This window comes from Methylovorus menthalis (genome assembly GCF_020523625.1).
Classification (GTDB): domain Bacteria; phylum Pseudomonadota; class Gammaproteobacteria; order Burkholderiales; family Methylophilaceae; genus Methylovorus; species Methylovorus menthalis.
Map to the genome: position 1 here is coordinate 1035870 of NZ_JAJAQH010000006.1, position 17686 is coordinate 1053555.

The window sequence follows — 17686 nt, forward strand, 5'->3', positions numbered from 1 at the left end:
GTAAAAAAGCCCCGCACTTGCGGGGCTTTTTCTTTTATGGGCATCGCATTCAATGCCCTATTGATATCGCCCTATGCATCTCTAGAAGGTCTGCCAATCATCGCCCTCCGTATTGATGGCAGCCAATACAGGCTTGCTGTTGGCTAGCGCCCTCACTGGCTGCGCGCGGGGCGTATTCTTCTTGCTCACGGCTGTCAGGCGAACTGCACCGCCAGATGCCGATTGATCCAGCTTGAATACGCTGACAGCCGACTTCAGCTCTTCCGCCTGCATCATGAGTGACTCTGCAGCGGCAGCCGCTTCTTCAACCAGGGCGGCGTTTTGCTGGGTGACTTCATCCATCTGTGTCACCGCTTTGTTAACCTGGGCAATACCTTCGCTCTGCTCTGAAGAGGCCGAGGCAATTTCGCTCATGATATCGCTGACCCGTTTTACCGAGTTGACCAGCTCGCTCATGGTGGTGCCGGCATGTTCAACCAACTGAGTGCCGGCCATGGTTTTATCCACCGAATCCGTAATCAGCTCCTTAATCTCCTTGGCTGCCGAAGCAGAGCGCTGCGCCAGTGTACGAACTTCACCAGCAACCACAGCAAAGCCTCTGCCCTGCTCGCCTGCCCTTGCTGCTTCTACGGCTGCATTGAGCGCCAGTATATTGGTCTGGAATGCGATGCCATCAATGACGGTAATAATCGCTTCGATCTTGTGTGCGCTTTCATTGATCGATGCCATGGTCTTGACGACATCGGCTACCACCGCACCGCCTTTGACCGCGACACCGGAAGCAGCCGTCGCCAGCGTATTGGCATGCATGGCGTTATCGGCGTTCTGCTTCACAGTAGCCGCCAGTTGCTCCATGCTGGATGCAGTCTCTTCCAGAGAGGCGGCCTGCTCTTCGGTGCGCTGCGACAAATCGACGTTGCCCTGCGCGATTTCCTGCGCAGCGGTGTTGATGGCCTCGGTGGCCTCTTTTACCGTGACGATAGGCGTCACTATCATTTCCAGCGTGGCATTCACCCCCTGCACAATTTTCCGGAAATCACCGGAGTGCTGGTTGGCATCTGCCCGCACGGTCACTTGGCCCTGCCGCGCAGCATCTGCCAGCATCTCGGCATCTTTGACCAGGTTGTTGATGGCGAGAACACAGGTATTGATGTTGTTTTTCAGGATGGCAAAGTCGCCTGCGTACTGCTCAATAATCACCGGAGGGATGTCTCCTTGCGCAATGCGTGCCACATAATCCGCGGCGACATTCAGCGGGCCAATCACGTTGTCCAGTGTGGCGTTAATGCCTTCGATGACCTTGCGATAATCGCCCTGATGCTGGCTGACATCGGCGCGGACTGACAGCTTGCCGTCCGCTGCAGCGTTGGCCAGCATGCTGGCATCGCGCACCAGTCCCTTCACCGCGTCAATACAGTCATTCAGATTGTTCTTGATGATATTGAAATCACCTTCATAAGCATCGGTAATCTTGGGTGGAAACTGCCCCTTGGCCAGATGGTCGACATACGTCGCAGCGACATTGAGTGGCGTAATCACGGCATCCAGCGTGGCATTAAAGCCCTCCACCACGCGACGGAACTCCCCCTGGTAACGCTTAAGATCGCCGCGAACAGACAGTTGTCCGGCAACGGCGGCACGCTCCAGATGGCCAGCTTCGCTCACCAGATTCTGGATGGCCTCGATACAGGTATTGAGGTTGTGCTTGATCTTGTTGAAATCACCGTTGTAATTGTCCGTAATAAGTGGCGGAATATCGCCATGCGAGATGCGGTCTACATAATTGGCCGCCACATTCAACGGGGTAATCACGGCATCCAGCGTGGCATTGACGCCTTCGACCACCTTGCGGAAATCCCCCTGGTGTTGCTGGCCATCCGCGCGGGTCGCCAGCTCTCCTTCAATCGCAGCCTGCGACAGCATGGTTGTATCACTGATCAACCGCTTGATGGAATCGGACATCCCCTGCATGGCGGTCATCAGTTGACCGGTCTCATCGCGGGTTTTTACCGACATGACGGCAGAAGTATCGCCTTGGGATAGCTTGCGTGCGGCATCAGCAGCATGGCGGATGGGACGGGAAATCGTACCCGCAGCGAACCACAAGAAAAGAATGCCTGCCAACGCCACCCCGACTCCCACAGCCACCTGGAGTATCGTGTTATGCGTGGCGCGTGAGGAGAGCTCCTGATCAAGCGCATGCGCCTTGGCCATCACCACCGCCGTTGGTACCTTGATCATCACAGCCCACGGTTTGCCGGTACGACCTAGGTTAATAGGAGCGAATGCCAGCATCTGACCGCTCTTGTCGTTGACGCTGACATTGGCTGCGCCAGACTGGATATTTGCCAACTGCTCAGCCGCGCCATCGCCTACCAGCGTGTTGAACGCCTGGCCAACCATGCCGGGGTTTTCGCTATCGCCGACGATCAAGCCCATGTTGCTGACAATGGCGACCTCGCCCTTGCCTTCAAACAATTGCTTGTCAGCCTCTTCAGCCAGTTTTTGCACGAATGCCAGATTGTAGTCGGTACCGGCGACGCCATAAAACTTGCCGCGCAAGCTGATGGGCACAGAAAGCGTGGTCAGCCATACCTGCTTGCCTTGGACGATGTAAGGGAAAGGGTCGAGCACGCTTTCAGTTCCGGTGTCATGTGGGCCTATGTACCAGCCGCCTTTCATGACGCCATTCGGGTGCTTGTCCAGGGTGTCGTACTCCACTAGCGGTTGCACGGCGATATTGCCCTTGGCATCGCGGTTCCAGTATGGCGTAAAGCGACCAGTGATCGCATTGTTGCCATTTTTACCCGTGCGGTGCTGGGCATCCTGCCCATCCAGCGCGTCAGGCTCCCAGCAGGAGTAGGTGCCGTTAAAGTCGGGATTGTTTTTCAACACACTCAGCAGAATGGCGTTGATTTGATCGCGGCCCAGCGGCAGGTTTTCGGCCGTGTCTTTTGATAGCACAAAGGTATGCGCCATGGTGCGTGCTGCATCCAGCGCCACATCAAATTTGGCCTGGATTTTGCCAGCTTCGGCTCCCGCCAGGTTTTTCAGACTCTCTCGTGTATTCTGGTCGACCAGACCGGACACTTGCTCTGACACCACTTGCTGGTTGTTTTTTGAAGAAATGAAGCCGAAGGTTACCAGGATGGCAGCACTTGCCAGCAATGAAATACCAGCAACAACGGCTATTTTTGTTTGTATGGATTTGAAATTTAACAGCATGTAAGCTCTCCCCTCGACCGGTGTCCGGACGGACGCCTTCTTGGGATAGCGCAAGACGCATGCCATATCACACAAAAAATAAATTACATCATTTAATCAATACCTTAATTTTTAATCACGCCAGACACTGCCATGGGGCGCCAAGACTGAGTTGTACCGTATCGAGACAGGTGTTCCATTGCTCTACACTATTGATCACCGTGTGAGCGATAAGCCCAGGCGTATTTGCGTATCGTTATTGCGGTTGTAACCAAGCAAGGTTTCGCCGTAGCCGGAAAACACCTGCAAGTGGATGAACGCACCTGTCCGGTTAAATATCTTGTCGCTGATGGGGTATGTCACATCGACTTGTCCCGTGCTGTATCCGGCGGTGCCCTGGCGGTAAAGGCCATTCAGCATCAAACCATCTTCACGGCCATAACGCACCTGCCAGTCAACATAACCGCGATAGCGCTGTATGTCGGAGTTGCCGTCTTCCTTGTCGAGGTACTGATAGATTTTGGGCATAAAACTCAGACTGCGGCCACTTGGCATGGCCCAATGCCAGGCTGGGCGTACAAAGGCGGTATTTATAGAGCGTGAATCCACGCCGCCTTGCCCGTTCGACTCGTGCTCGACGCCACCACGCCAGTCATCTGGCATCAGGCCGCGGCCACTTCCACCCCATTCGTAAAACAGGCTGGGGCGATACGATGTATCCCTGAACGGACTGGACTTCTCGCCAATATCCCAAATGGTGGTCTGGGTGTATCCAAAATAGAGATTGGTCAGGAAGGGGGCAAAATCAGCCACTGCGCCATCTGGGGCGAATGGGCGATATTTGAAGCTAATCTGGAAGCGGGCATCTTCGCCGCGCTCATCATTGGATCCCAGGAGAAAATAAATGGGATCATTCGCCGTCAGCGCTGGCTCTTCACCGGGCTTGGCAATCACCAGTTTGGGCGGGGCATCCGTCGCTGCAGGCTCCTTGGCCTGTGCGGCGCTGACCACTTGCATGGGCGGGCTGCTGTCGCCATCCGCGGCGACCAGCAGAATGCGGTTGGAGGTCGCATTCACCAGGTCAGCCCGCACGATCCCTTTATATGCGGAGCGAACCACGCCTGCGTACTGGCGACGTGCCTGGGCGCTGCTGTTAGAGGGCTGCAGGGTGAGGTCAACGGTTTCGCTGATGCCTCCTCCTGACAATTTTAACTGCAAGCTTTGCGGCCAAGCTGCCAAGCTGTCCGGCTTCACCACATCCAGAGTGAGGCTCTGGCCAGTGGTCAATGATTCACCCTGGCTGGCGAGTATCCAGGAATCCTCAGCAAACGCTGGCGTACTGAATGCCAGCGCCAAAGCTAGCGCCAGCGGGAAAGGTAATCTTGTCATGCAGGCCTTTCTTGTTGTCGTTATTAAAGCGGGTACTGGTCACAAGGAGAGGCCTGGCATTTATTTGCCTAATGCATACACAAGCACGCTGTCGCCTTGTTTGTACCCGAAAATCGCGTTGCCGCCAGCGGCCACCGCAATGTATTGAACACCATCGATTTCATAACTGATGGCGGGTGCATTCACGCCTGCCTCCGCCTTTGCCTGCCATAGCAGCTTACCGTTGGAGGCATCATACGCGGCAAAGTTTCCATTGCCCTCGCCGGTAAATACCAGTCCACCCGCGGTTGCCAGCACGCCGCCCACCAAAGGCTGGGCTGTTTTGTGCTGCCAGGCAATCTTGCCATTGGCAAGACTGATCGCCGACAGCAGACCCCAGCGTGGTTCTTCCGCAGGCTCGGATGAGGTGTAGCGCAAGGGCTTGCCATCGGCATCGACAGACTCATGCAGCGTATAGGTGATAGGCGCGTGTATGGCGGCTACGTAAACCTGCCCCGCAGTCGCGTCTAATGCTACAGGGGACCAATTGGCGCCCCCCAAAATGCCGGGGTAAAGCGTGGTGCCCTCCTTGCTGGCTTTATGAAAGAGGTTTTTTTGCGGCACAAAGGCTTCAGACTTGAACAGCAAACGCCCAGTAGCTCGGTCATGGGCATAAAACAAGCCAGTCTTGCTGGCCTGGCCTACCGCCGGGATGGTTTTGCCATCATGTTGCCACTCAAACAGCACTGGCGGGCTGGCAAGGTCGTAACCCCAGAGGTCATGCGGTACCTGCTGGTAATGCCAGCGCAGCTTGCCAGTCTCGATATCCAGCGCCACCAGGGAAACGGTATAGAGGTTATCGCCCGGCCGCTCAATATCATTCATTTGTGGCGATGGATTGCCCGTACCAAAATAAAGCAGGCCCAGTACCGGATCCAGCGCTGGTGTGCTCCAGGCCGAGCCGCCACCATAACGCCAGGCATCCGGATGCAGTTTGGCCTGGGCCTTTTCGGTCGCCACATCGCGATCCAGCGTAATGCCATCGGCGGTCTTGACGGCAAATTGGCCCAGCCAGTGTTCGGGCGAAATCGTATCAAACTGCCATACGCGCTTGCCGCTCTCGGCATCAAATGCCGCAATAAAGCCTGGACGGCCATAACGCCCTGCCAAGCCAATCACCGCGCCCAGCGGTGCATCCTCACGCGGATTATCAATGTGCAAGCCGTAACCGACCCCGGTGATGCCCACCAACACCTTGCCCTTGTAAACGATAGGCGCCATGGCAATGCCGATGCCGGTGCCGCCTGACACCTTGGCGCGGCTGTTGGGGTCTTTGCTATCCAGAGATGCCTGCCCCTCGGTTTCCACCGCCTGGTCGACCGCATCAATATCCCAGACCAGTTTGCCAGTTTTTGCATCGAGCGCGATCAGGCGTGCATCGACCGTGCCCATGAAGACCTTGCCATAAGCCACTGCCACCCCGCGGTTGGCCGGGCCACAACACATTTTCCACTCAGGGCGGCGCTGATGCTCATAGCGCCAGAGCTCCTTGCCCGTGCGCGCATCCAATGCCACCACGTGGTTGTATGGGAGGGAAAGATACATCACGCCATTCGCCACGATAGGCGTGGTTTGAAAGCTGCCCACCACTCCACTCTTGAAACGCCAGACTTCAGCGAGCTGGCTCACGTTCTGGCGATTGATGCTGGTGGAAGGTGCAAAACGTTGATTGGTGTAATCGCGACCGAAGCTTGGCCACTCGGCTTTTTGCGGGTGCTGAATCTGCTCGCTGCCACTAGCCGCTTGTGCGGTGGCCGTAACCAGCTGCATGCATAGAAAAATCAGTGAAACTAGTTGTGCAGCAAGGCTTTTGCCTGTTGTTGTCATATCCACCTCTTGATTAAAGCCGGGAGTGTTTCTAGCATGAGCCGGAGTATAAAGACTTATCAAATGCCATACCACCAACCAGACTAATAAGCATAATGGCCACCTCCCCGATATCTCCTGCCGAACTTTCCCTGCTGCTAGCCAAGACCTCGCAAGGAGACCGGCATGCATTCAGCAAACTCTACGATGCCACATCCGCGAAACTATTCAGCCTCGCAATACGTATATTGACCAGGCGTGATCTGGCTGAGGAGGCCCTACAGGATGCATTTGTCAGTATCTGGCACCATGCCGGCAGCTTTAATGAAGGCAGAGCCTCGGCCATGACGTGGATGACCACCATTATGCGCAATCGCTGCCTGGATCTGTTGCGCGCCATGCCTCATGAGCACGGCCTGGGGGAAGGACAGGATTTTGATCAATGGGCATCGGAAGATCTTAGCCCCATCGAACAGGCCATTTCAGGCCAGGAAGCCCATGTGCTGCTGAATTGTATGAAAGCCCTGGCACCACTTCAGCGCCAGGCGATTGCCATGAGTTACTTCCATGGGCTGGCACACGAACAACTCGCGCAGCAATTGATACAACCGCTAGGCACTATCAAGACCTGGATACGCCGTGGATTGCAGTCCCTGAAAAACTGCATTGCGAAGGCCTGAGAAATGAATTACGACAACGAAAAACTGAAAGACATGCTGACAGCCGAATATGTGCTCGGCACCCTGCGTGGCAGGGCAAGGCTGCGTTTTCTCCGGCTGGTTGAAACCCGGCCCGACTGGCAGGCCGCCATTGATTGGTGGCGGCATAGGCTTAATCTGCTAGCCGACATGGTCCCCGCCATTACTCCGCGAAAAGAGGTATGGCAACACATCGAGATTCGCCTGTATGGACAACGCCTGCGGTCCGCGCTTAACTGGTGGCGTGGTCTGGCACTTGCCGCTAGCAGTTTTGTCGTAGTCCTGGCCGTGTTCATGGTGTTACAGGCGCAGCAGCCAGCTGGTGTCACATCTCCCGCCCCGCCCAATGTCGCCGTATTGACCGATAGTGATGCCAAGGCCGGCTGGATGCTTAGCCTGACCCGTAGTGCCGATGGCAAAGCCGAGATGCATGCGGCCGCCTTGCCTTCGCTGCAAGCTTTCCCTGATAAATCCTTCGAACTCTGGATGTTGCCTGCCGATAAATCCGCCCCCGTCTCGCTTGGCATTCTGCCGCAGCAAGGCAAAGCCAGCATGCCCATCCCCCCAACGCTCCTCGCCGCGCTTGATAAGGGCGGACTGGCTGTCAGCCTTGAGCCACAGGGCGGTTCGCCTACGGGTTCGCCAACAGGCCCTGTACTTTACCAAGGCAAGCTCGCCCAAATTTAGCGTAAGGCTGGCACCTGGTTTCGGGTAAACCAGCCTTTCCCTCCAGCTTCTGGCCTAACGCTTGTGCACCAAGAGCTTATGCAGCTGATGGGCAAGGCACTCTTGCGAGCCCATGCCTGTCCACCTTGCGCACAGAATCAGTATTCGTACTCGGTGCAATGATTGAATCCAAATTTCAGGCCGCAACGTATATAGATCTATACCGGTTGTATACCTTTTTTGCAGGATTGAATAGGCCTTATTTGAATAAGTATTGAATAACTATTTATTGAATAAGTTATTGATGTATAAATAAATTAAACTTTTGCATAGGTTTTGAATCGAAATATAACAAGAGTCATGCAAGCAAAAAGTACTCACTATTAAAACAACAATATTTCCTTCTCAGGAGTCAGTAACATGCCTAATCCAGATGTAGATGCTTACCCCATACGTACCGTCTCGGCATTAACCGGGATCAACCCTGTCACCCTGCGAACCTGGGAACGGCGCTATAGGCTCATCGAGCCAGTGCGCACACCAAAAGGGCATCGCTTGTATACCAAAGACCAGATTGCCATTTTGCACAGGGTGGTGGATCTCCTGGACAAAGGCATCCCGATCAGCCGCATCAATTTTTCGCTGATTTCTGGCGAGGCCAATACCTACAGCAATCAAGAAGAAGAATTCTGGAACCGCTTGATCACCCGCATGACGGCGGCAGTTGCCAATTTTGATGAGGTGGTGCTTGAGAGCACCTACAACGAAGCGTTATCGCTCTATTCCATTGAAATTGTGACCGACATGCTGCTGATGCCGATGCTGATCCGCCTCGGCGAACGCTGGGAACGGGGCGATGGCACTGTGGCCGAGGAGCACTTCTTCGGTGTGTATCTGCGCAACAAGCTGGGCGCCCGCTTTCACCACCGCAAACGTCGCGATTATGGCCCTGCCCTGCTGACAGCTTGTATGCCGGGTGAACGTCACGAAGCTGGCATTCTGTTGTTTGCGCTGAGCGCCTACGACCATGGTTACCGCTGCATTCTGCTGGGCACCGATATGCCGATGGAAGAGCTGCCAGCCGCCGTGGTGCAATCCAAATCGCGCGGGATCGTCCTTTCTGCCTCGTTCATGACAGATGCATCTTTGATGAAACGCCAGCTGACACATTTGGTGAACGCAACCAATGTGCCCGTGTTTGTGGGTGGCCAATCCTCCGTCACCCTGCATGACGCCATCAAGGATGCAGGCGCCGTGCCGCTGGGCATGGACATTGAGCAAAGCTTCAAGCGCATTGCCGAGTCATTCAAGAACAAATTTGCGCAAAGCCTGAATGTGGCAAGCGTTTAACCAGCCGTATTTACTGAGGATTTTTCATGCAAGTGACCAAACTGGCGATTGACTGGTCTGAACGTGGACTGGTACCTGATTATGCAATACGCGCAGGTATCCGGCGCCTGCTGGAAGTGCGTCTGCAGGATATTGCAGCGACAGACTGCGCTGCCGCCGCTGATATTGAAACCGCTTTTGTCAGCAGCATGCGGCAGGCGCCGATTGCCTTGGTACCCGAGCTTGCCAATGCCCAGCATTACGAAGTGCCCGCCCAGTTTTTCCAGCACTGCCTGGGAAAACATCGCAAATACAGTTCGTGTTACTGGGACAAAAATACCCGCACGCTGGAAGAAGCAGAAGCGCTTGCTCTTCAGCTGAGCTGTGAGCATGCCGATCTGCAGGATGGGCAATCCATACTGGAGCTGGGCTGTGGCTGGGGCTCATTGACCTTGTGGATGGCCAAGCATTATCCCAATAGCCGGATCACCGCCGTCTCCAACTCCAAGTCGCAGCGTGAATACATTGTGGCTGAAGCCATGCGTCGTGGCCTGCCCAACATCCAGGTCATCACCTGCGATATGAACACCTTCAACCCTGGTGTGCAGTTTGACCGCATCGTCTCGGTCGAGATGTTTGAACACATGCGTAACTACCAGACCATGTTCAAGCAGGTGCATGACTGGCTGGTGCCAGGTGGGCGCTTCTTCATGCATATTTTCGTGCATAAATTGACACCATACGCCTTTGAAGTCGCGGGGGATGATGACTGGATGAGCCGCTTTTTCTTCTCTGGCGGCATGATGCCCAGTGACGATGTTCCCCTGCGTTTTCAGCAACATCTGCAATTGCGCCAGATGTGGCGCTGGGATGGCACGCACTATGAAAAAACGGCCAACGCATGGCTGGATAACATGGATAAGCATGGCGCCGCCATCGAGCCCATTCTGGCTGCTACGTATGGGGCGCAACAGGTTGAAATGTGGCGCAATCGCTGGCGCATTTTCTTCATGTCCTGCGCGGAGCTGTTCGGCTACAACCGCGGCCAGGAGTGGTGGGTCAGCCACTATCAGTTTGAGCGCCCTGCGGTTTGAGTTCGTTCCCACTCATGTCGTTAAAAGTGATCAACTTTGTGCTGTTTCAGCTGGGCTGGATGGCGTGCGTCTGGGGCGGAGGCCATGCGCTGCCCTGGTTGGGCGTGGCATGCACATTGCCCATTTTGTACTGGCATCTGCGTCAGGCACTGCTTCCCGGCCAAGAAATCAAGTTGCTCACGCTCGCCGTCATCATCGGTGGCCTTTGCGATCAGACCATGCTGACATTCAATCTGGTGAGCTATCCTGAAAGTGCATGGCCAGGCGGTTTGCTGCCCGCGTGGATGCTATGCCTCTGGCTGCTGTTTGCCTCCACGCTCAATGTCAGTCTGCGCTGGCTGCGAGCCTCCGTGCCGCTAGCGGCCGTATTCGGCTTGATAGGTGGTCCACTGGCCTATCTGGCGGCAAGCCGCCTTGGTGCCATCACCATTTCGCCCGGCTATGTCAGCTGGCTGGTGCTCGCCATCAGCTGGGCTTGCCTGATGCCACTGCTGTTATGGCTGGCGGCACGCTTTGATGGCTACGCGCCTGCATCCCATCATCAACAGGGGTGGTCACATGTTTGACAGCAGCATTTATTTGCAGGGGCTGGCCGCCATGGGCCTATTTGGGCTCGCAGGCTGGGGCATCAGTGTTTATAGGCATAACGTCACCATCGTCGACAGCATGTGGAGCCTGTTCTTCCTGCTGGCAGCATCTGTGTATGCCTGGCTGGGATCAAGCATGGAACCGCGCAGCTGGCTGGTTCTCGCCCTAGTCACCGTCTGGGCACTCCGTTTGACCATTTACCTCAGCTGGCGCAATCGCGGCCCGCATGAAGATCATCGCTATCAGGCCATACGGCGTAATAACGAACCGCATTTCTGGCTAAAAAGCCTTTACATCATTTTTGGTTTGCAGGCATTGCTGGCTTGGCTGGTTTCCTTGCCCTTGTTGGGCAGCCTGCTATCAAGTACTCCTCTCGGCTGGCTCGATGTGCTGGGGGTTGTGCTCTGGTTCACCGGGCTGACATGGGAAAGCCTTGCCGATTGGCAACTCGCCCGCTTCAAGGTAAGCGCGCCTGCCGGTGCCGTCATGGATCGTGGCGTGTGGCGTTACAGCCGCCATCCGAATTACTTCGGCGAGTTCTGCATCTGGTGGGGCTTCTATTTGCTGGCGCTCTCAGCAGGTGCCTGGTGGGCATTGCCCGGACCTTTGCTGATGACCCTGCTGCTGCTCAAGGTCAGTGGTGTGGCTCTGCTGGAAAAGGATATAGGGGAGCGGCGCCCCGCTTACGCCGAGTATGTAAAAACCACATCGGCATTCTTTCCCTGGTTTCCCAAGTCCAGCCTGCCCAAGGAGCAATGATATGAAACTCTGGCACGTCAGCGGGATTGCTTTGGCCTTTGTTTGCCACAGTGCGCAAGCGCAAGAGTGGCAATTCAATGTTTTTCTGGATGAAAAACCCATAGGCCAGCATCGCTTTGCGCTGGAAGAAAACGGCGCCCAACGCAGCCTCACCAGCGAGGCCAGCTTTGATGTGAAGTTTTTATTCGTCAATGCCTATCGCTATCGCCACACGGCCAAAGAGCAGTGGAATGGCAATTGCCTCGGTGCGATTGAGGCACGTACCGAAGAAAACCGCGAGACCACCATCGTCAAAGGTGCCTTGGACAAAAGTACAGATAAAACCGCCTTTGTGCTGCAATCTCCCAAGCCCAAAACGCTGGGCGATTGCGTGATGACCTTTGCCTACTGGAACCCGGCCATGCTGAAGCAGTCGCGCTTGCTGAATCCGCAGACCGGCGAGTACCTGGACACCAGAGTTACCGCGCTGGGCAAGGAAAGCATCCCCGTGAAAGGCCAGCCCACCGATGCCGAGCATTACCGGCTGGAGGCGCCCAAGCTCAAGATAGACCTGTGGTATTCCAGTGATCAGCAATGGCTGGCACTGCGCTCTACCACGCCGGAAGGCTACATCATCAACTACAGGCTACGCTAATCATGCAAAACTCCCGTTTCAAATCCCGCAGCCTGGCGTGTGTTGCCGCGTTTGTCGCCAGCCTGCTTGGCGGTTGTGCGACGCAACAGCTGCCACCCATCACGCCGGTACCCGAGGTTGATCTCGCCCGCTTCATGGGGCCATGGTATGTCATCGCCGTGATTCCCACCGCGATTGAAACCGAAGCCTATAACGCTGTGGAGTCTTACCAGCTGGACAAGGATGGCACCATTGCCACCACCTTCACCTTCAACAAGGGCGCGCTTGATGGCCCGCTCAAAACCTATAACCCACGCGGCTTTGTCCGCGAAGGCACGCATAATGCCGTATGGGGCATGCAGTTTATCTGGCCCATCAAAGCGGAATACCTGATTGCCTATCTGGATAGCGACTATCAGCACACCATCATTGCCCGCAATGCACGCGACTATGTCTGGATCATGGCGCGGCAGCCGCAGATCAGCGAAGACACTTACCAGAAGCTGGTCGCCGAGGTAATTGCGCTGGGCTACGATAGCCGCGCCTTGCGCAAAGTGCCGCAGCAAACCTTGCCCGCGACATCAACCAAGGGGGCGCACTAATGCCGCAAGCAAGACCCCTGCAGCAACGTCTGTTGCGCTGGCTGGATAGCTCTGCCATACCGGCAAGCGATGCCCCTCAGAGCAAGCAAGTAGACTGGCTGCGCGCCCTGCCCTTTGTCGGCTTGCACCTCGCCTGCCTGGCAGTGATCTGGGTAGGCTGGAGCCCGGTTGCCGTATTGGTGGCGGGCCTGCTTTATCTGGTGCGCATGTTTGCCATTACCGGGTTTTACCATCGCTATTTTTCGCATCGCGCTTTCAAGACCAGTCGCCTTATGCAATTCCTATTCGCGCTGCTGGGGGCGACGGCCGTGCAGCGCGGGCCCTTGTGGTGGGCATCCATGCACCGCCATCACCATGCCAATTCAGACCGGGTGGAAGATGCCCACTCCCCCGTTCATCATGGGTTTTTCTGGAGCCATGTAGGGTGGTTTTTATCTGACGCGCATTTTGCTACCCGCACCGAGCGTGTGAAGGAACTGGCCGCGCTTCCTGAGTTACGTTTTCTGGATCGGTTTGACATCGTGGTGCCCCTGCTGCTGGCCGTTGGCATTTATGCGCTGGGCGCTTGGCTGGAAAGCATCAGGCCCGAATGGGGCACCAATGGCTGGCAGATGCTGGTTTGGGGCTTTGTCATCTCTACCGTGTTGCTTTACCACGCCACCTTCAGCGTCAATTCACTGGCACACCACTGGGGGAGCCGCCGCTACCAGACCGCTGACCAGAGCCGCAACAATGCGCTGATTGCCCTGTTCACCCTGGGCGAAGGCTGGCACAACAACCATCATCATTATCCCGGGGCCGCGCGCCAGGGCTTTTACTGGTGGGAGATCGACATTACCTGGTATGGCCTGAAAGCCTTGCAGGCGCTGGGGTTGATTCGCGATTTGCGCAGCGTGCCTGCCGACATCCGCAATGCCCGCCGCGTAAATACTGAGAGCACATCATGAAAATCGCCATCATAGGCGCGGGGATTGCCGGCAACACGCTGGCTTATCATCTGCATCGCGAACATGACATCACCGTATTTGAAGCGGGAAGTTACATTGGCGGCCATACGCATACGCACAACATCCAGCATGAGGGCCAGTCTTATGCGGTGGACACTGGTTTTATCGTGTTCAATGACCGTACTTACCCCAACTTCATCCAGCTGCTGAATGAGATCGGCGTGGGCTGGCAGGATAGCGACATGAGTTTCAGCGTGCGCTGTGAAAAAACCGGGCTGGAGTATAACGGCACCACGCTAAACTCGCTATTTGCCCAGCGCCGCAATCTGCTGCGGCCTGCGTTCTATCGCATGATCAATGACATCCTGCGCTTCAACCGTGAATCCCTGGAGCTGCTGGAGGAAGGCGAAGAAATTCCGCTGGGTGAATATCTGGCGCGCCACGGCTACCGCCAGGATTTTATCGATTACTACATCATCCCCATGGGGTCGGCCATCTGGTCAACGGAGCCCCGCCAGATGCTGGCGTTTCCCGCCCGGTTTTTTGTGCGGTTTTTCCATCACCACGGCATGCTCACCGTCAACGACAGGCCGCAATGGCGCGTCATACGCGGCGGCTCGGCCCGCTATGCAGAGGAGCTGACCGCCGGGTTTGCAGATCGCATACGCCTCAATACGCCGGTAAGCCAGGTGCGACGCCTGGAAAACGCGGTCGCCATTACCCCGGCAGGTGGCACAGAAGAATTCTACGACTGGGTATTTTTTGCCTGTCACAGCGATCAGGCCCTGCGTTTGTTAGCGGATGCAACACCAGCTGAGCGCGAAGTGCTGGGGGCGATTCCCTATCAGGAAAACAGCATTGTCCTGCATAGTGACCGGCGTCTGCTGCCCAAGCGCAAGCTGGCATGGGCAGCCTGGAATTACCACGTGACCCCGACGCCGACAGACCGGGTGGCGGTCACCTACAACATGAATATCCTGCAGGGCTTGCAGTCCAGCGAGCCATTGCTGGTGACGCTGAACCATACCGCGGGTATTGCCGAAGACAAGGTCATCAAAAGGCTCACTTATCATCACCCGGTATACACCACTGCCGGGGCGGCAGCCCAGCTGCGCCATGCGGAGATCAGCGGCGTCAATCGCACCGCTTATGCAGGGGCCTACTGGCGCAATGGTTTTCATGAAGATGGCGTGGTCAGCGCCTTGCGTGCGCTGGAGCATTTCAAGCATGCCTGATGCACGTCATTCTGACACCTGCAACAGCCTGAAGACGCCAAAGAGTGCGATCTACAGCGGCATGGTCCGGCATCGCCGCTTTATGCCTGTCCTGCATGCCTTCCGCTACCGGCTGTTCATGATGTATCTCGATCTCGACGAGCTGCCCACGCTATTCAGGCAGCGCTGGTTATGGTCATCTGGCCGACGCAATCTGGCCTGGTTCAAGCGCAGTGATTATCTGGGCGACCCGACTGTGCCGCTCAAGACGGCGGTGCAGCAACGGGTGCATGAGAAAACCGGCATCACGCTGACCGGCCCTATCCGCCTGCTCACGCATATGCGCTACTTTGGCTATTGCTTCAATCCGGTCAGTTTTTATTATTGCTTTGATGCTGATGGCGAAACGCTGCGCGCCATCGTCGCCGACATTACCAACACGCCATGGGGCGAGCGCCACGCCTATGTATTGAACTGCGATGGCCCGCAAAAAGGTGGCTTTCGCTTTGCCATGCACAAGGATTTCCATGTGTCGCCGTTCATGCCCATGGATATTGAGTACGACTGGTTTTTTACGGCGCCTGGCGTCGAATTGAATGTGCACATGCGCAACCTGCATGCTGACGGCAATATGTTTGATGCCACCCTGCAATTGCAGCGGCAGCCTTTGAGCGGAGTTCGTCTTAACCTGCTGCTGCTGCAATATCCATTGATGACGCTGAATGTGATACGCGCGATTTACTGGCAAGCCCTGCGGCTGTGGCTGAAACGCGTGCCCTTTTTCAGTCATCCGCACCATGCCGATTCCCGACAACCATGATTCCCTGCAACCTTGATCTTAGCTGAGTCACCCATGAAAAACATGAGCCTGAAATCCATGCCATCCAAGCCCGCCCTGCCGACCGTTAGCCCGATCACCCGCTTGCCGCAAAAAGCGGGCTGGTTGCAATCGCTAGCCAGAAAGCTGGTGCTGCAACGCCTGGCCCGCCTGAACAAGGGCGAGCTTATCGTGAGCGAGCAGCAGGAAACGCTGCATTTTGGCAAACCGGGTTCAGGATTGCGTGTGCATCTCACTGTGCTGGATGCCCACTTCTATGCCGACATTGCCTTTGGCGGATCCATAGGTGCTGGCGAAGCGTACATGCAAGGCTACTGGCAGTGTGATGACCTCACCGGGCTGATTCGTCTCATGGCGGTCAACCAGTACGTGATGGATACGCTGGAAGGCGGCTTTGCCCGCTTGTTCAAACCCTTGCTGAAAGGCTTGCACTGGCTAAATCGCAATACCGAGCAAGGCAGCCGCAAGAATATTGCCGCGCATTATGATTTGGGCAACGACATGTTCCAGCTGTTTCTGGACCCCACCATGATGTATTCCTCTGCCGTATTCGCGCGGGATGACATGACACTGGAAGAAGCCTCCCTGCACAAGCTGGAGCGTATCTGCCAGAAGCTGCAGCTCAGCCCGGCGGATCATGTAGTCGAGATCGGCACCGGCTGGGGCGGCTTTGCCATGTATGCCGCCAGCCACTATGGCTGCAAGGTGACGACGACCACCATCTCGCAAGCACAATATGACCTGGCGCAACAGCGCGTGGCGGCAGCGGGGTTAGGCGACAAGATCAGCATCCTGCTGACGGATTATCGCGAGCTTGAAGGCCAATACGACAAATTGGTATCGATCGAGATGATCGAGGCCGTGGGCTATCAGTTTTACGATACCTACTTCGCGCAGTGTGCCCGTCTTTTAAAGCCGGAAGGCATGATGCTGCTGCAAGCCATTACCATCGCCGACCAGCGCTATGATGCGGCACGGCGTTCGGTGGATTTCATCCAGCGCTATATTTTCCCCGGCAGCTGCATTCCCTCGGTCACGGCCATGCTGCAAAGCATTACCCGGGCGAGCGATATGCGCCTGTTTGACCTGGAGGACATCGGCTCGCACTACGCCCGCACTCTGGCCGAGTGGCGCCATAATTTCTTCCACAATGAAACCGCCATCCGGGCCCTAGGCTATCCGGATGAGTTTATTCGCATGTGGGAGTTTTATCTGTGCTATTGCGAGGGCGGCTTTGCCGAGCGTGCGCTGGGCGATGTGCACATGCTACTGGTCAAGCCGGACAACCGCCGCGTGCCAGTGGCTGCCGCTTAAGCCTGAATCAGCCGGCCTGCTTGCGGGCGCAAATACGCTGCATCATCACGGGGGTCTGCTGCTTGAACAGCCCCTGTTCGAAAGCGAGCACCTCAAACCCTGGCGTGACTAATTGCCGCAGCTCATCTGGCTCCAGCAGAAAGTCAGGGTTCTGCGGTCGCCCCAGCAGCTCCTGCCCGCGCATAAAGGTCTCGTAGATCAAAAGACCGCCGGGCTTGATGCTGGATAACAGCGAAGGAAACAATGGCCGGTGCAGGTAGCGGCATACCACTACGGCATCGAAGCGGTGTTCCCCGTACGGCCAGGGGTCAGATTCCAGGTCTGCACACAGTGCTTCAACATTGGCGAGCTTGCTTAAGCCTATGCATGCAGTCGCATCAATATCCACGGCCTCGACGTGAAATCCCTGAGCTGCCAGCCAGCGCGTATTGCGGCCATAGCCCGCCGCCACATCCAGCACATAAGCACCGGCTGCCAGCCCGGTGAGATGCTGGCGCAACCACGCGGAAGCTTCATTGGTCGGTAGCGGCGTCATCTGGCAACACTAACGGGGAGATGGGGGATGTATAGGGTGCGCATATATCGT

Annotated in this window: 16 protein-coding genes; 12 read left to right on the forward strand and 4 right to left on the reverse strand. The window is 56.1% G+C overall.

The features are described from left to right. Positions 1–81 precede the first annotated feature (81 nt). From LG204_RS10825 to LG204_RS10835, 3 genes are all read right to left on the reverse strand, one after another. Positions 82–3225: a methyl-accepting chemotaxis protein gene (locus LG204_RS10825; RefSeq protein WP_230337279.1), complete on the reverse strand. Its 3144-nt coding sequence runs from the start codon at positions 3223–3225 to the stop codon at positions 82–84. 195 nt (positions 3226–3420) lie between these two features. Then, complete coding sequence (locus LG204_RS10830) at positions 3421–4593, reverse strand: phospholipase A (protein WP_230337280.1); 1173 nt, start codon at positions 4591–4593, stop codon at positions 3421–3423. A 60-nt stretch (positions 4594–4653) separates the two neighbouring features. After that, positions 4654–6459 (reverse strand): pyrroloquinoline quinone-dependent dehydrogenase, encoded by a 1806-nt coding sequence (locus LG204_RS10835; RefSeq protein WP_230337281.1) that lies wholly within the window; start codon positions 6457–6459, stop codon positions 4654–4656. A gap of 95 nt (positions 6460–6554) precedes the next feature. Here LG204_RS10835 and LG204_RS10840 point away from each other — a divergent pair, with 95 nt between their 5' ends. From LG204_RS10840 to LG204_RS10895, 12 genes are all read left to right on the forward strand, one after another. Further along, positions 6555–7118 carry a sigma-70 family RNA polymerase sigma factor gene (locus LG204_RS10840; protein ID WP_230337282.1) on the forward strand — a complete coding sequence of 188 codons (564 nt, stop codon included), beginning with the start codon at positions 6555–6557 and terminating at the stop codon, positions 7116–7118. 3 nt (positions 7119–7121) lie between these two features. Beyond that, positions 7122–7823, forward strand: a complete 702-nt coding sequence (locus LG204_RS10845) for an anti-sigma factor (protein WP_230337283.1) — start codon at positions 7122–7124, stop codon at positions 7821–7823. Positions 7824–8222: 399 nt separating this feature from the next. Further along, positions 8223–9152 (forward strand): MerR family transcriptional regulator, encoded by a 930-nt coding sequence (locus tag LG204_RS10850; protein WP_230337284.1) that lies wholly within the window; start codon positions 8223–8225, stop codon positions 9150–9152. A 26-nt stretch (positions 9153–9178) separates the two neighbouring features. Next, on the forward strand, positions 9179–10225 hold the full coding sequence (locus LG204_RS10855; RefSeq protein WP_230337285.1) for an SAM-dependent methyltransferase: 1047 nt from the start codon (positions 9179–9181) through the stop codon (positions 10223–10225). Between the two features lie 14 nt (positions 10226–10239). Further along, positions 10240–10791 (forward strand): DUF2878 domain-containing protein, encoded by a 552-nt coding sequence (locus LG204_RS10860; RefSeq protein ID WP_230337286.1) that lies wholly within the window; start codon positions 10240–10242, stop codon positions 10789–10791. Beyond that, entirely contained in the window at positions 10784–11572 is a 789-nt protein-coding gene (locus LG204_RS10865; protein ID WP_230337287.1) for a DUF1295 domain-containing protein, read from the forward strand. Before LG204_RS10860 ends, LG204_RS10865 begins: the two co-directional genes overlap by 8 nt. A gap of 1 nt (position 11573) precedes the next feature. Then, positions 11574–12206 (forward strand): DUF6134 family protein, encoded by a 633-nt coding sequence (locus tag LG204_RS10870; protein ID WP_230337288.1) that lies wholly within the window; start codon positions 11574–11576, stop codon positions 12204–12206. A 2-nt stretch (positions 12207–12208) separates the two neighbouring features. After that, positions 12209–12787 (forward strand): lipocalin family protein, encoded by a 579-nt coding sequence (locus LG204_RS10875; RefSeq protein WP_230337289.1) that lies wholly within the window; start codon positions 12209–12211, stop codon positions 12785–12787. Continuing rightward, positions 12787–13734 carry an acyl-CoA desaturase gene (locus LG204_RS10880; protein WP_230337290.1) on the forward strand — a complete coding sequence of 316 codons (948 nt, stop codon included), beginning with the start codon at positions 12787–12789 and terminating at the stop codon, positions 13732–13734. Before LG204_RS10875 ends, LG204_RS10880 begins: the two co-directional genes overlap by 1 nt. Next, positions 13731–14969, forward strand: coding sequence for an NAD(P)/FAD-dependent oxidoreductase (locus LG204_RS10885; RefSeq protein ID WP_230337291.1), 1239 nt, complete (start codon positions 13731–13733; stop codon positions 14967–14969). Before LG204_RS10880 ends, LG204_RS10885 begins: the two co-directional genes overlap by 4 nt. Continuing rightward, positions 14962–15768, forward strand: a complete 807-nt coding sequence (locus tag LG204_RS10890) for a DUF1365 domain-containing protein (RefSeq protein ID WP_230337292.1) — start codon at positions 14962–14964, stop codon at positions 15766–15768. Before LG204_RS10885 ends, LG204_RS10890 begins: the two co-directional genes overlap by 8 nt. 42 nt (positions 15769–15810) lie before the next feature. Further along, positions 15811–17100 carry an SAM-dependent methyltransferase gene (locus tag LG204_RS10895; RefSeq protein WP_230337885.1) on the forward strand — a complete coding sequence of 430 codons (1290 nt, stop codon included), beginning with the start codon at positions 15811–15813 and terminating at the stop codon, positions 17098–17100. 7 nt (positions 17101–17107) lie between these two features. Here LG204_RS10895 and LG204_RS10900 read toward each other — a convergent pair whose 3' ends face one another. After that, on the reverse strand, positions 17108–17635 hold the full coding sequence (locus LG204_RS10900) for a class I SAM-dependent methyltransferase (protein WP_230337293.1): 528 nt from the start codon (positions 17633–17635) through the stop codon (positions 17108–17110). Between the last annotated feature and the right edge of the window lie 51 nt (positions 17636–17686).